Here is a 15,885-nt window from a genome sequence, read left to right as displayed (position 1 = left end):
AAAAGCTGTTAGCGTAGCGTGGCCTACGGCCAATGGCACCTCAAGTATCGTGGCACAGGCTTCTAGCCTGTGAGAGCTGATAGCTGATAGCTGAGAGCTGATAACTGATAGCTGATAGCTGATAACTGATAGCTGATAGCTGATAACTGATAGCTGATAACTGATAACTGATAGCTGATAGCTGATAGCTGATAGCTGATAGCTGATAACTGATAGCTGATAGCTGATAGCTGATAGCTGATAACTGATAGCTGATAGCTGACAATTGCTTTCACCAAATCTTGCTCATTTTTAGCACAAACCCCGCCAGTTCCGGAGCACCGCTAACGGTTTCAGGATTGTCCAAAATCTCTGGTTCCTGATCACGACGATAAATGTAAATTTTCCGGTTTTGGCGGTCGATCTCTTGATGCAGTCGCTCATGGGGGAAACCCCCAAGACCGCGCTGCATCGCTTAACCAACCCAGTGATGTGCCATTATCAAGGTATTCTTGCATTTTGTCTTGCAAGCCACTGAGTGTATCGCTCGCCGAACGTAACTCGATCACAAAGTCGGGGCAAATGGGGGCGAAGGAAGCTTTCTGTTCCTCCGTTAAGGCATTCCAGCTCTCCAGTTTAATCCAACAGGCATCTGGAGAGCGGATCGCTCCATTGGGCAAGGTAAAGCCGGTGCTGGAGTCAAAGGTTTCACCCGTACCGTCGAGATCAGCCCAGTTAGCCAATTGTTGAGAAATTTTGAGATTCCGATTGCCTGTATCGGAAAAGACTGGGGGCATAATCACAACTTCTCCACTGGCGGTGCGCTCAATTCGGAGATCTCGATTGGCTAGACAGAATTCAGAAAACTGGGCGAGAGTCATGGGGATGATCCCAGGAAGATTGACCATCACAGGGACAGTTTGGGTTTGAATGAGTAGCCTGGTCATTATAGGGTTTGTATCTAGGTTGTAAACACGCTGATTGCATAAAAAGGCATGCATGCAAGAGGGGAAAGATATATACGCCCTTGACCCTATGGGGTTGTCTGCCAAGGCGATATGTAAAGATTTATTACAAAACTAATAATCTCTTCATAAAGTAAACAGATTCTCTTGATGAATAAATAGAGAGCATTCCAATTTGGAAAAACTATACTCCATTCAGCTGTGTGAGCGTGATTATACCGCCCACATAAAAATATATATTTGCCATATATTTGCCAAAATTGGATGCTTCAAATCACTAGTACTAAAGTCATCTTTATAAGTGCTTTTAGCATAACATGTTTTCCCGCAATCTCGCCTTTATCATCGGCATCGATAACTACACCAACGGCATTTCCCCCCTGAACACCGCCGTCAACGATGCTAAACAACTAGCAGAAATTCTCCGCCAAAAGCATGATTACGAAGTCTGGGAATGCTTAGACGAAGTAGCAACTCTGTCTAACTTCCACAAATTTTTATTCCATACTTTACCCGAACAAGTCACTGAAAATGACCGCTTATTCTTTTACTTTGCTGGTCATGGAGTCGCCCTCAATGGGGATGATGGTCCGGCTGGTTACTTAATTCCTCAAGATGCCAAACTAGGCGATACTAATAGTTATCTGCCCATGACCAAGTTACATGATGCTTTAATTAAATTACCTTGTCGTCATTTCTTGGGTATCCTCGACTGCTGTTTTTCTGGTGCTTTTAAATGGTCAAGTACCAGGGAATTATTAACATCACCAGAAGTAATTCACCAAGAACGATACGACCGTTTTATTACTGATCCGGCATGGCAAATCATTACTTCTTCAGCTTCTGACCAAAAAGCCCTCGATAACTTTAATTTAGATACCGATCGCGGTCAATTCGGCAATCATTCCCCTTTTGCGGCAGCATTATTAGAAGCCCTCGAAGGTGGAGCAGATATCTATCCTCCTGCTACCAATGGTAAACCGGCTGGAGATGGGGTAATTACAGCCACCGAATTATATTTACATTTACGGAATCGAGTCGAAATTTCCACAGAAAAATGCCGTCTACGACAAACCCCCGGTATTTGGTGTTTAAATAAGCACGATAAAGGCGAGTATATCTTTCTTTCTCCGGGACATGAACTTAATTTACCACCAGCACCACCATTGGATGAGTCACAAAATCCCTATCGGGGTTTAAAGTCCTTTGACGAGAAACACAGTTCACTGTTTTTCGGTAGAACATTACTAGTAGAAAAGTTAGAAGATTTTGTCAAAGCTAATCCCTTAACAGTGGTGTTGGGTGCTTCCGGTTCGGGTAAGTCTAGCTTGGTAAAAGCCGGATTAATTCCCAAACTACGGCAAGATAATACTGATAAATGGTGTATTTTGCCACCCATCCGTCCTGGTGAGACGCCCTTGGAAGCATTAAATAATGTGCTGACTGATGCTAAGTTACCTAATGTTGAGCCACAAAACCCCCAGCAGAACCTGGCAATGAGCATTGATGTTTGGGCAAAAAATCACCCGAACTCTAAGTTATTACTGTTTATTGACCAAAGCGAAGAAATTATTACACTCTGTCAAAACTATGATCAGCGTAAGGCGTTTTTCCAACAGATACTCACAGCCATAAATGCCCATGGGGATAAATTACGGGTAGTAATATCCCTACGGTCTGACTTTGAACCCCAAGTCAGGGATGCTGGCTTAAGGTTTGTTCCTACAGACTATAACCTGGGAAATACTGTGTTTAAAAATTGTTGGCACAGCAGACGATTTATTGTACCAGGGATGACACGAGGGGAACTCAACGAAGCGATTGATAAACCGGCTCAAGCACGGGTAATGTATTTTCAACCCCACGAACTGGTAGAAGAATTGATTAATGAAGTGGCGGATATGCCCGGAGCATTGCCTCTGCTTTCTTTTGCCTTGAGCGAACTTTATCTCAAGTATTTAAAACGACAACGGGAGGCACAATATAGAGGAATCCCTATGGATCGGGCCTTGACTCAAGCCGATTATATGGAATTAGGGGGAGTAATGCGATCACTAACCCAAAGAGCAGATGAAGAATATGAGGCGCTAGTTCATGAAAACCCTGTTTATGACCAAGTGATCCGTCATGTGATGCTGCGGATGGTTGCCCTGACTGGGGGTGAGTTAGCCCGTAGGCGCGTACCGTTATCGGAATTGGAATATCCGGAAGAGAAAAATGATTTAGTTAAGGAAGTAATTGAGCGCTTTACTAACGCACGGTTATTGGTGAAAGGAGAAGATACTGATGGGAATCCTGATGTAGAACCAGCCCATGATGCTTTAGTACGGGGTTGGCAAAAGCTGCTGGAGTGGAAACAAAAAGAGGAGGAAAATTTACTTCTACAACGGCGGTTGACTCCTGCGGCGGTGGAGTGGAAAAGCCAGCAACAGGCAAAGTTTCTTTGGAATGCTAACCCTCGTCTTGATTTGTTGAAAAAGGTACTCAATTCTGATAATAACTGGCTTAACCAAGTAGAAGCTGAGTTTGTGCGGTGTAGCGTCCGGCGAAAAAGCTTCAATACTCGTCGGAATTGGGGTGTTGCGATCGCAGTTATGCTGGGGTTAGGTACAGGTTTAGTATTTTCTTTGATTGGACAGAGAGATGCTCTAATAGGTCAAATTAGTGCTTCTCGGCAAGCCGCTGAAGGAAACTTACAATCAGGTCTAGAGTTAGAAGCTTCCCTTGCCAGTTTACGGGCAGCGAAATCTCTTAAAGATTGGCCGGGATACTTATCTTTATTCAAGCCAGACCCTAAGCTAAAAATACAAGTTACAAAAACACTGCACAACGTGGCTTATGGAGTAAGAGAACGGAATCGCCTTGAACAAGATAAAGGACGGATGATTAGCGGTCTTAGTACTGATGGTAGCAAACTAGCAAATCTTGAACAATATGGTTTCGACTGCTCCTGGGACAACCTTGTTTGTTTATGGGATAAGTCAGGTGAACTGATGGGTAAGTTCCTCGAGCCTCAACACTCTCTCAAAAGCATCACGTTCAGCCCTGATGGCAGCAAACTTACAATAGCTAGTTACAAGCTTAGTCCTAATGGCAGCGTATCTCATGACAGCCCACTCACTCTCCGCTTGTGGGACTTAAAGAGCAAAAAGCAATTAGCTGAATTCAAAGGACGTAGTGGTGATGTCTGGAGTGTCAGCTTTAGCCCCGATGGCAGCAAAATTGCGATCGCTGGAGATGAAGGTATCCGCTTATGGGATGCAAATGGGAAGCAGATCCCTGAATTTAAAGGAGGGCAAGGTCGGGTGACTCATGTAGTTTTTAGTCCCGATGGTACTAAGCTTGCCGCTGTTAACTCTACTCGTTATTTTAACTTTGATAGTAATCAATATGAAGGAAGTATCAAAGTTAGCTTATGGGACTTAAACGGTCAACAAATAGGACAATTAAAAGGCAATGTATTGGTTGATGAGGTGATTTTTAGTCCAGATGGTACTTGGCTTGCTACCACAGGAAGCCATGGCAGTGCCGAATACGGTACTGTTAGATTTTGGGACTTGTTGGGCAATCAGGTGGGGCAATTAAAAGGAGCTTTTGGTGGCGTTATTTTTAGCCCCGACGGCAGATTACTGGCTGGTTCAGGAGAAGATCAGATTCCCCGCTTGTGGGACTGGTGGGGCAATGAGTTGGCTGAATTCAAAGGACATCAAGGCGGGGGATCTGGCGTGATTTTTAGTCCTGATGGCAAGCAATTAGTTACCACAGGAATCGACGGTACTGTCCGCTTGTGGGACTTAAATGGCAAAGAGTTTTCCCAATTCAATGGGCAGCATAAAATCTCGTTCGGCGGCTTCAGTTTTAGCCCTGATGGCAGCAAATTTGCCACCACAGAACAGGATGGAAACGCCCGCTTGTGGGACTTGTCAGGGAAGAAGTTGGCAGAATTCCATGGACCTAATTTAGAACGGCGGATTTCGAGGGTAATTTTTAGCCCCGATGGTCAGCAATTGGCAGTTACTGGAGAGGATAGTATTATCCGCTTGTGGGACGTAAAAAACGGAACATTGGTTAAAACAGAATCCAAAAAGTCCCAACTACACGATGGCAGTTTCTTGCTAACCAACAAATACAAAGACGATAATATTTTGTGGAATTGGGAGGGTAAGCAGTTAGCTAAATTTGAAGATATCAAAGGTGCTATTAAAAGTGTCAGTCTTAGTCCCAATGGCAACAAAATTGCCACTTTAGAACAAGGTGTAGTGGAAGGTAGTACTGTATATTTGTGGAACTGGGAGGGCAAGCAGTTAGCTAAATTTAAAGCTTCTGGATATAGTATGACTTTTAGCCCCGATGGTAACCTACTTGCTACTAGTGGTAGTGGTACTGCCCAATTATGGGATTTGTCTGGCAAAAAGGTGGCGGAATTAACAACAGCATATCCATACGGAGTAGTTAGTATCAGTTTTAGCCCTAATGGCAAGTTACTGGCTACTGCTGGATTAGACGGTATTGTTAAGCTGTGGGACTTAGAGAGCAAGTTGCAGGTAGCAGAGTTCAATGCAGAGGACAGAGGTCAGGTCAGAGACCTAAGCTTCAGTCCTGATGGTAAGCTACTGGCTATGGTCAGAAACGACGGCGTTGCTAAGTTTTGGCGGGTTGAATCCTTCGATGAACTCATGGTGCGGGGTTGCAATTGGGTGCGTGACTATTTGGAGAATAACCCCAATGTTGAGGAAAGCGATCGCCATCTTTGCGACAATGTTAACAAGTAGTTACCTTCATCTAAAAGTTTTGGTAGCCACGATTGTGTTTTTGGCAATTGCCTGATTTTTCTAACTAATTGTTGAAGAATTTGCGTTCGCGTAGCGTGACCATTCGCGTAGCGTGGCCTAAAGGCCAAGGTCAATCGCCTGTTAAAAACTCTTAGCATTCTCGTTAATCTTGGTTGAGAAGTAGTGCGGTCAGCGCAGCTATGCCTGTAGGGCTGATCGCGTAGCGTGGCCGTAGGCCAATCACACCAAAAGCTAAACCATAGGCTGATAGCTGATACGCGACACGCTGATAGCTGACGGCTGACAGCTTATTTTATTCAAAAGCTGTTCGGTGTAGCGTGCGCTATGGGCATAAACTCTTCCCGTAGCCTGGCCACAGGCCTTTGGCTATCAGCTTCGTGGCACAGGCTTCGACCCTGGAACCTAACTCAAATTAAACGAATGCTTAGCTCTTTTCTTGATTCAAAGCGCGAGTGGGTAGGGGCTGCATCTCTTTTTGAATAAAATAAGCTGACCGCTGAATGCTGACTGCTTACAACGCTATATACCCCAATGACCCTAGGGGTTGTCTGCTTTCCGAACTATGTAAAGATTTATTACGAAACTAATAATTTCTGCGTAAAGTCAACAGATTATCCTGGGGAATAAATAGGGAGCATCCCAGTTTTGAAAAACTATACCCCAGCTGTGTGAGCGTTATTATACCGCCCACAGAAAAAGATATATTTGCCAAAATGGAATGCTAGCAATCCCTAGTAATCAAGTTATCTTTATAAGTGCTTTTAGCATAACATGTTCTCCCGCAATCTTGCCTTTATCATCGGCATCGATAACTACACCAACGGTATTTCAGCCCTAAACACCGCCGTCAACGATGCTAAACAACTAGCAGAAGTTCTCCGCACCAAGCATGATTACGAAGTCTGGGAATACCTAGACGAAGTGGCAACTCTGTCTAACTTTCACAAATTTTTATTTCATACCTTACCCGAACAAGTCACTGAAAATGACCGCTTAGTCTTTTACTTTGCTGGTCATGGAGTCGCTCTCAATGGTGATGATGGCCCGGCTGGTTACTTAATTCCTCAAGATGCAATACTCGGGGATACTAATGGGACTTTAGCAAAATTCAAGCCCAAATATAGCCCAAACTAGCTTTATACTTGACAAATACGTCCTGATTTTCCTGGAGCCAACGGACAAAACGGCAAGACATGGCACTACGAAAAGCTTCTAAAGTCTCAGTAAATGTCTTTAACGGTTTGTTAGCCCATCGCCTTCGTAATCCCCCAGTAAGTTGATGCCAAACAATAAAAGTATAGGCACACATAACCAATATAAAATGTCTCATTAGGCTGCGTTTGTGCCGAACTTGATATTCAGATAGCCCTAACCAACCCTTGGCTTCTCGATAAAACACTTCCACCCAATTTCTTTGAGCATAAGTCTCAACCACCCATTCTGGAGTCACAACTGATGCTTCTAAATTTGTCAAAAAATCGTCAATATTTGTGGCTTCATTAAAGGTTGGCTGATTCATGACGATGGCCAAACTTCTTTTTCCACTCAAACTTGATATTTCGACTTCTCTGATCGCTACCCACAAGGTTTTTGGCTTGTTCAGTTCTAACTTAACCTCCCTGAATGCTTCACTGGGTAAACTTTGCGCTAACTCATCCACCCTAACAATTTCTTGACAATCCTTCGTTATGTTGACCGCAACTTTTCGATTTTTCGCGATTCCTCCTAAATACTTTAATTGACGATTTTCCAGCTCCAAGAGAAAAGAGCTATTGTTACCATAACCGGCATCAATTAAGACAATTTTTGGATAATATCCTCTCTTTAATGTCCGGTCAATTAAGTTTAAGGCTAACTCCGGTTTTTTGAGGAATTCTGGGTCTTTCTTTCCTTGGCCAAAAGGCCACGCTACGCGAACAGGCAATGAGTTTGAGTGTTGATATAACTCAACATCTAACGGCAGGCTTTTTCGACCATCATACAGATGAGTGGTTACGAGAACTATCCCATTATCTGTTTTGCCAATTTCTCCAATGTATTGCCTTCCTATTCCCTCAGTAAAATTCCCGCTTTTTCTATGTCCACGCTAAGTCTACAATTAGCGAGAACCCATGAGGAATTTTGGTCTGACGACAGCTATTCATCACCTGTAACCGGCGTTCGTTAATCTCTTGTTCACTCCAGTTAGCCCGAACCGCAAAATGCCTTAAACTGTGGTAAGACACATCTACAGCGTTCTGAGCTAACTGAGATAGGTTTTTTCTTTCACTTTCTCCCAATAATCCCCCTAGATAGTTTCTAAACTCCTTTCTCTGGGCTTTAGTTCGGAAGATATCGTCAAAACGCTGACACCATCTATCGAAGCACGGGGGCATTGCTGTGGAAACAGTTTCTTTCATGGGATTGGAGGGAAAAAGTAACCAACCTAAAAAACTTACCCTATATAGCATAGCACTATTTATGCCTTGAATTATCGCGCTTAGTCCCACTAATAGTTATCTGCCCATGACCAAGTTACACGATGCTTTAATTAAATTACCTTGTCGTCATTTTTTGGGTATCCTTGACTGCTGTTTTGCTGGTGCTTTTAAATGGTCGAATACTAGGGATTTATTAACCTCGCCAGAAGTAATTCACCAAGAACGATACGACCGTTTTATTAGTGACCCAGCCTGGCAAATCATTACGTCCTCAGCCTGTGACCAAAAAGCCTTAGATAACTTTAATTTAAATAGCGAACGCGGTCAATTCGGCAATCATTCCCCTTTTGCGGCAGCATTATTAGAAGCCCTAGAAGGTGCAGCAGATATCTATCCTCGTGCCACGAATGGTAAACCGGCTGGAGATGGGGTAATTACAGCCACAGAATTATATTTACATTTACGGGATCGAGTAGAAATACCCACAGAAAAATGCCGTCTGCGACAAACCCCTGGTATTTGGTGTTTAAACAAGCACGATAAAGGCGAGTATATCTTTCTTTCTCCGGGACATCAACTTAACTTACCGCCCGCACCACCATTAGATGAGTCACAAAATCCCTATCGCGGTTTAAAGTCCTTTGACGAGAAACACAGTGCCCTGTTTTTCGGTAGAACATTAGTAGTAGAAAAGTTAGAAGATTTTGTCAAAGCTAATCCCTTAACAGTGGTGTTGGGTGCTTCCGGTTCGGGTAAGTCTAGCTTGGTGAAGGCAGGATTAATTCCCAAACTACGGCAAGATAATACCGAGAAATGGTGTATTTTGTCACCCATCCGTCCTGGTGAGACGCCCTTGCAACAGTTAAATAATGCTTTAAAAAATAGCCAATTACCAGAGGTAGCAGCCCAAAACCCCCAGCAGAACCTGGCAATGAGCATTGATGTTTGGGCGAACAATAACCCCAATTCTAAGTTATTACTGTTTATTGACCAAAGCGAAGAAATTATTACACTCTGTCAAAACTATGATCAGCGTAAGGAGTTTTTCCAACAGATACTCACAGCCATAAATGGCCATGGGGATAAATTACGGGTAGTATTAACCTTACGTTCTGACTTTGAAGCCCAAGTCAGGGATGCTGGCTTAAAGTTTGTCGGCGAAAAACTTAACTGGGGACGATTTATTGTACCAGGGATGACACGAGGGGAACTCAACGAAGCAATCGAGAAACCCGCAGAAGCACGGGTGATGTATTTTCAGCCCGACGAATTAGTAGAACAATTGATTGATGAAGTGGTGGATATGCCGGGAGCATTGCCCTTGCTTTCTTTTGCCTTGAGCGAACTTTATCTAAAGTATTTACAGCGACAACGGGAGGCACAATATAGAGGAATCACTATTGACCGGGCCTTGACTCAAGCCGATTATATGGAATTGGGGGGAGTAATGCGATCGCTAACTCAAAGGGCAGATAAAGAGTATGATTTGCTAGTTCAAGAAAATCCCGCTTATGACCAAGTAATCCGTCATGTGATGCTGCGGATGGTGGCACTAGGTGGGGGTGAGTTAGCCCGTAGGCGGGTACCTTTATCAGAATTGGAATATCCACCAGGGAAAAATGATTTAGTTAAGGAAGTAATTGAGCGTTTTAGCACAGCACGGTTATTGGTGAAAGGACAAGATGCTGAGGGGAATCCCTATGTGGAACCTGCCCATGATGCTTTGGTGCGGGGTTGGCAAAGGTTGCTGGAGTGGAAACATTTAGAGGAGGAAAATTTACTTCTACAACGGCGGTTGACTCCTGCGGCGGTGGAGTGGAAAAGTGTTAAAAGCAAAAAACAATCATCCGGTTTTGAAGCATTGGCTGAAGCTGTAATTAATTGGTTGGATGGGAGACTTGACCTTGCTGAAAACTTTCTTAACAAAATAAACACCCTCGAAAATACTCAGTTGGCTCGATTGTGGCAACGGACACCGGATATACAAAAAGGTTCGAGAGATAAAACCGGACAATTTCTTTGGAATGCCAATCCTTATCTCGATGTATTGAATAAAAAACTCAATTCTGAGGACAACTGGTTAAACCAGGTAGAAGTTGAGTTTGTGCGGCGTAGTGTTAGAAAAAAACGCAGTAACACAATTGTGGGTTGGAGCATCGCTGGCTCAGTTCTGGTGGCAATGATTTTCTATGCTGCCGTTTGGATGCAATGGAGAAACTCTCAAATTACTCAAGCCAATTCTATCGCTCGCTCTTCTTTGTCTCTGTTTGCTAAATATAAAGACATGGAGGCTTTGGTGGAGGTGATTAAGGCAGGAAAAATCCTACAAAAACACAAGGCATCGGACCAACAGGTGATTAGTGCCCTGCAGAAAGTTCTTGATGAAGCCAGCAAAGGCAACCGCTTGCAGGGGCATACTAACAGAATCACGAGATTCAGTTTCAGCCGGGATGGCCAGACTTTGGCTTCTGGTAGTCGTGACAAGACCATCAAACTCTGGAATCTAGAGACAGGCAAGGTAATCCGAACCCTGATCGGGCATACTGAAGCTGTCAGGAGCGTCAGTTTCAGCCGGGATGGCCAGACTTTGGCTTCTGGCAGTTTTGACAAGACCATCAAACTCTGGGATCTAGAGACAGGAACCGAAATCCGCACCCTGATCGGGCATAATTCCGATGTCGAGAGCGTCAGTTTCAGCCCCGATGGGCAGACCTTAGCTTCTGGTAGTGAGGACAAGACCATCAAACTCTGGGATCTACAAACAGGCAAGGTAATCCGCACCCTGATCGGGCATAATTCCGATGTCAAGAGCGTCAGTTTCAGCCGGGATGGCCAGACCTTGGCTTCTGGCAGTCGTGACAAGACCATCAAACTCTGGGATCTACAGACAGGCAAGGTAATCCGCACCCTGATCGGGCATACTGAAGCTGTCAGGAGGGTCAGTTTCAGCCGGGATGGCCAGACCTTGGCTTCTGGCAGTGATGACAACACCATCAAACTCTGGAATCTAGAGACAGGCAAGGTAATCCGCACCCTGATCGGGCATACTGAAGCTGTCAGGAGGGTCAGTTTCAGCCGGGATGGCCAGACCTTGGCTTCTGGCAGTGAGGACAACACCATCAAACTCTGGAATCTAGAGACGGGCAAGGTAATCCGAACCCTGATCGGGCATACTGACTTGGTCTTTAGCGTCAGTTTCAGCCCCGATGGCCAGACCTTGGCTTCTGGCAGTGATGACAACACCATCAAACACTGGAATGTAGAGACGAGAAGGAAAATCCTCACCCTCCAGACCCTCCAGACCCTGATCGGGCATACTAACAGAGTCACGAGATTCAGTTTCAGCCGGGATGGCCAGACCTTGGCTTCTGGCAGTTTTGACAAGACCATCAAACTCTGGAATCTAGAGACAGGCAAGGTAATCCGAACCCTGATCGGGCATGATGGCGCTGTCAATAGCGTTAGTTTGAGCCGGGATGGCCAGACCTTGGCTTCTGGCAGTGATGACAACACCATCAAACTCTGGAATCTAGAGACAGGCAAGGTAATCCGCACCCTGATCGGGCATGATGGCGCTGTCAATAGCGTTAGTTTCAGCCGGGATGGCCAGACCTTGGCTTCTGGCAGTGATGGCAACACCATCAAACTCTGGAATCTAGAGACAGGCAAGGTAATCCGCACCCTGATCGGGCATGATGGCGCTGTCAATAGCGTTAGTTTCAGCCGGGATGGCCAGACCTTGGCTTCTGGCAGTGATGACAACACCATCAAACACTGGAATCTAGAGACAGGCAAGGTAATCCACACCCTGATCGGGCATGATGGCGCTGTCAATAGCGTTAGTTTCAGCCGGGATGGCCAGACCTTGGCTTCTGGCAGTGATGACAACACCATCAAACACTGGAATCTAGAGACAGGCAAGGTAATCCACACCCTGATCGGGCATGATGGCGCTGTCAATAGCGTTAGTTTCAGCCGGGATGGCCAGACCTTGGCTTCTGGCAGTGATGACAACACCATCAAACTCTGGAATCTAGAGACAGGCAAGGTAATCCGCACCCTGATCGGGCATGATGGCGCTGTCAATAGCGTTAGTTTCAGCCGGGATGGCCAGATCTTGGCTTCTGGCAGTGATGACAACACCATCAAACTCTGGAATCTAGAGACAGGAACCGAAATCCGCACCCTGATCGGGCATACTAACATTGTCAATAGCGTTAGTTTCAGCCGGGATGGCCAGACCTTGGCTTCTGGCAGTGATGACAACACCATCAAACACTGGAATCTACAGACAGGAACCGAAATCCACACCCTGATCGAGCATGATGGCGCTGTCAATAGCGTCAGTTTCAGCCGGGATGGCCAGACCTTGGCTTCTGGCAGTCTTGACAACACGATCAAACTCTTCAGGATCAAACTCTTCCGGAATCTAGACTTAAACTTAGACTCTTTAATGGCGAAGACTTGCGATTGGGTGCGCCATTATTTGGAGAATAATCCTAATGTCAGCGAGAGCGATAGGCAATTGTGCGACAAAGTAAAGAAGTAGTTGCAAAAGATAAAAGTTTTTAACGCCGTAGCAGCTATTGGTCAAGTCCCTTGACCGTAGGTCAAGCTATAGGCAAAGCCGACCATTCAAAATTCAAAATTATTAATTCAAAATGACAATCTGTAAAGATTTATTACGAAACTAATAATTTCTGCGTAAAGTTAACAGATTATCCTGGGGAATAAATAGGGAGCATCCCAAATTTGATGCTCCCAATCAATAGTATTAAAGTTATCTTTATAAGTGCTTTTAGCATAACATGTTTTCTCGCAATCTCGCATTTATCACCGGTATCAATAACTACACCAACGGCATTTCTCCCCTCAACACTGCCGTAAACGATGCCAAAAAACTAGCAGAAATTCTCCGCGAGAAGCATGATTACGAAGTCTGGGAATGCCTAGACGAAGTGGCAACTCTGTCTAACTTCCACAAATTTTTATCCCATACCTTACCAGAACAAGTCACTGAAAATGACCGCTTATTATTTTACTTTGCTGGTCATGGAGTCGCTCTCAATGGGGATGATGGCCCGGCGGGTTACTTAATTCCTCAAGATGCTTTACTGGGGGATACTAATAGTTATCTGCCCATGACCAAGTTACACGATGCTTTAAGTCAATTACCCTGTCGTCATTTCTTGGGTATCCTCGACTGCTGTTTTGCTGGTGCTTTTAAATGGTCGAATACTAGGGATTTACTCACATCGCCAGAAGTAATTCACCAAGAACGATACGACCGTTTTATTACTGACCCAGCCTGGCAAATCATTACTTCTTCAGCTTCTGACCAAAAGGCTTTAGATAACTTTAATTTAGATAGCGTACGCGGTCAAGTCGGCAATCATTCCCCTTTTGCAGCGGCATTATTAGAAGCACTGGAAGGGGCAGCAGATATCTATCCTCCCGCCAAAAATGGTAAACCGCCTGGAGATGGGGTAATTACAGCCACCGAATTATATTTACATTTACGGGATCGAGTCGAAATTCCCACAGAAAAATGCCGGATACGCCAAACCCCTGGTATTTGGTGTTTAAATAAGCACGATAAGGGAGAATATATCTTTCTTTCTCCGGGACATGAACTTAATTTACCACCAGCACCACCATTGGATGAGTCACAAAATCCCTATCGGGGTTTAAAGTCCTTTGACGAGAAACACAGTTCACTGTTTTTCGGTAGAACATTACTAGTAGAAAAGTTAGAAGATTTTGTCAAAGCTAATCCCTTAACAGTGGTGTTGGGTGCTTCCGGTTCCGGTAAATCTAGCTTGGTCAAGGCAGGATTAATTCCCAAACTACGGCAATCTCAGACTGAGAAATGGTGTATTTTGCTACCCATCCGTCCTGGTGAGACTCCCTTGGAACCATTAAATAATGTGCTGACTGAAGCTAAGTTACCAAGGGTTGAGCCACAAAACCCCCAGCATAACCTGGCAATGAGCATTGATGTTTGGGCGAAGAATAACCCCAACTCTAAGTTATTACTGTTTATTGACCAAAGCGAAGAAATTATTACACTCTGTCAAAACTTAGATGAGCGTCAGGAGTTTTTCCAACAGATACTCACAGCCATAAATGCCCATGGGGATAAATTACGGGTAGTACTATCCCTACGGTCTGACTTTGAACCCCAAATCTGTGATGTGGGCTTAAAGTTGGCACCGGAAGTACTAAATCAATTGGGAACTACGGTACTGATAAATCTTTGGCAAAGTGGAAGATTTATTGTACCAGCCATGACACGAGGGGAACTAAGGGAAGCGATAGAAAAACCGGCTCAAGCACGGGTAATGTATTTTCAACCCCACGAATTAGTAGAAAAATTAATTGATGAAGTGGCGGATATGCCGGGAGCATTACCCCTACTGTCTTTTGCCTTGAGTGAATTATTCCTCAAGTATTTAAGGCGGCAACGGGAGGCACAATACAGGGGTATTACTATTGACCGGGCCTTGACTCAAGCCGATTATATGGAATTGGGGGGAGTAATGCGATCGCTAACTCAAAGGGCAGATAAAGAGTATGATTTGCTAGTTCAAGAAAATCCCGCTTATGACCAAGTAATCCGTCATGTGATGCTGCGGATGGTGGCACTAGGTGGGGGTGAGTTAGCCCGTAGGCGCGTACCGTTATCAGAATTGGAATATCCCCCCGAGAAAAATAGTTTAGTCAAGGAAGTAATTGAGCGTTTTAGCACAGCACGGTTATTAGTAAAAGGACTTGATAGTGAGGGGAATCCTGATGTAGAACCAGCCCATGATGCTTTGGTGCGGGGTTGGCAAAGGTTGCTGGAGTGGAAACATTTAGAGGAGGAAAATTTACTTCTACAACGGCGGTTGACTCCTGCAGCCCAGGAGTGGAAAAGCCAGCAACAGGCAAAGTTTCTTTGGCATGCTAACCCTCGTCTTGATTTGTTGAAAAAGGTACTCAATTCTGATGATAACTGGCTGAACCAAGTAGAAGCTGAGTTTGTGCAGCGTAGCGTCAGGCAAAAAAGCATCAATACTCGTCGAAATTGGGGTGTTGCGATCGCAGTTATGCTGGGGTTAGGTACAGGTTTAGTGTTATCGACTTATTTTGGCTTACAATCTCGTAAACGGGCAATTAACTCAGACTTACTTGCACAAGCTGCTAATATCAAGTATTATCTATCATTAAAACCTACTACAGAAGAATTGCTCCAAGCTATTGAATCAACCGCTAAAACTCAAGATCACCAAAAATCCTTGCAACCAAGAGTGATCAATGAAGTTAATTCTAGCTTATTGGCAGCTTTAGATAAGGTTAGAGAAAGGAATCTTTTACAAGGTCATACAAGTTTTGTCACTGATATCGCTTTTAGTCCAGATGGCAAACAGATTCTCAGTGGCAGTAAGGACAGAACAGTGCGTTTGTGGGACACAGAAACCGGTCAACTAATCCATACATTAGAAGGTCATACAAGTTTGGTCAATGGGATCGCTTTTAGCCCAGATGGCAAACAGATTATCAGTGGCAGTTGGGACAACACAGTGCGTTTGTGGGACACAGAAACCGGTCAACTAATCCATACATTAGAAGGTCATACAAGTAGTGTCACTGATATCGCTTTTAGCCCAGATGGTAAACAGATTATCAGTGGCAGTAGGGACAACACAGTGCGTTTGTGGGACACAGAAACCGGTCAACTAATCCATC

Annotated in this window: 5 protein-coding genes and 2 pseudogenes; 4 read left to right on the top strand and 3 right to left on the bottom strand. The window is 44.5% G+C overall.

Going from position 1 to position 15,885, the window contains the following annotated elements; all coding sequences use genetic code 11:
- Nucleotides 1-62 precede the first annotated feature (62 nt).
- Nucleotides 63-275 carry a hypothetical protein gene (locus tag BJP37_RS11175; protein ID WP_158069530.1) on the bottom strand — a complete coding sequence of 71 codons (213 nt, stop codon included), beginning with the start codon at nt 273-275 and terminating at the stop codon, nt 63-65.
- Nucleotides 272-926: pseudogene (locus BJP37_RS11170) on the bottom strand (Uma2 family endonuclease). The gene BJP37_RS11175 and the pseudogene BJP37_RS11170 overlap by 4 nt, the downstream one beginning before the upstream one ends.
- Nucleotides 927-1,261: 335 nt before the next feature.
- Here BJP37_RS11170 and BJP37_RS11165 point away from each other — a divergent pair.
- Nucleotides 1,262-5,716, top strand: a complete 4,455-nt coding sequence (locus BJP37_RS11165; RefSeq protein WP_075898813.1) for an nSTAND1 domain-containing NTPase — start codon at nt 1,262-1,264, stop codon at nt 5,714-5,716.
- 792 nt (nt 5,717-6,508) lie between these two features.
- Complete coding sequence (locus BJP37_RS11160; RefSeq protein WP_075898811.1) at nt 6,509-6,871, top strand: caspase family protein; 363 nt, start codon at nt 6,509-6,511, stop codon at nt 6,869-6,871.
- Here the strand turns inward: BJP37_RS11160 and BJP37_RS11155 are convergent.
- Nucleotides 6,846-8,136, bottom strand: a pseudogene (locus tag BJP37_RS11155) (IS701 family transposase). The gene BJP37_RS11160 and the pseudogene BJP37_RS11155 sit on opposite strands and share 26 nt — an antisense overlap.
- Nucleotides 8,137-8,242: 106 nt before the next feature.
- On the opposite strand from BJP37_RS11155, the gene BJP37_RS42390 reads away from it, so the two are divergent.
- Entirely contained in the window at nt 8,243-12,706 is a 4,464-nt protein-coding gene (locus BJP37_RS42390) for an nSTAND1 domain-containing NTPase (protein WP_330359422.1), read from the top strand.
- 259 nt (nt 12,707-12,965) lie between these two features.
- Nucleotides 12,966-15,885 (top strand): nSTAND1 domain-containing NTPase (locus BJP37_RS11065; RefSeq protein ID WP_075898809.1); only part of this gene is annotated, 2,920 nt, incomplete at its 3' end.

The organism is Moorena bouillonii PNG (assembly GCF_001942495.1).
In the GTDB taxonomy this organism is placed as follows: Bacteria; Cyanobacteriota; Cyanobacteriia; order Cyanobacteriales; family Coleofasciculaceae; genus Moorena; species Moorena bouillonii.
The sequence above is the reverse complement of the archived record's forward strand: the minus strand, read 5'-3'. Positions and strand labels throughout refer to the sequence as shown.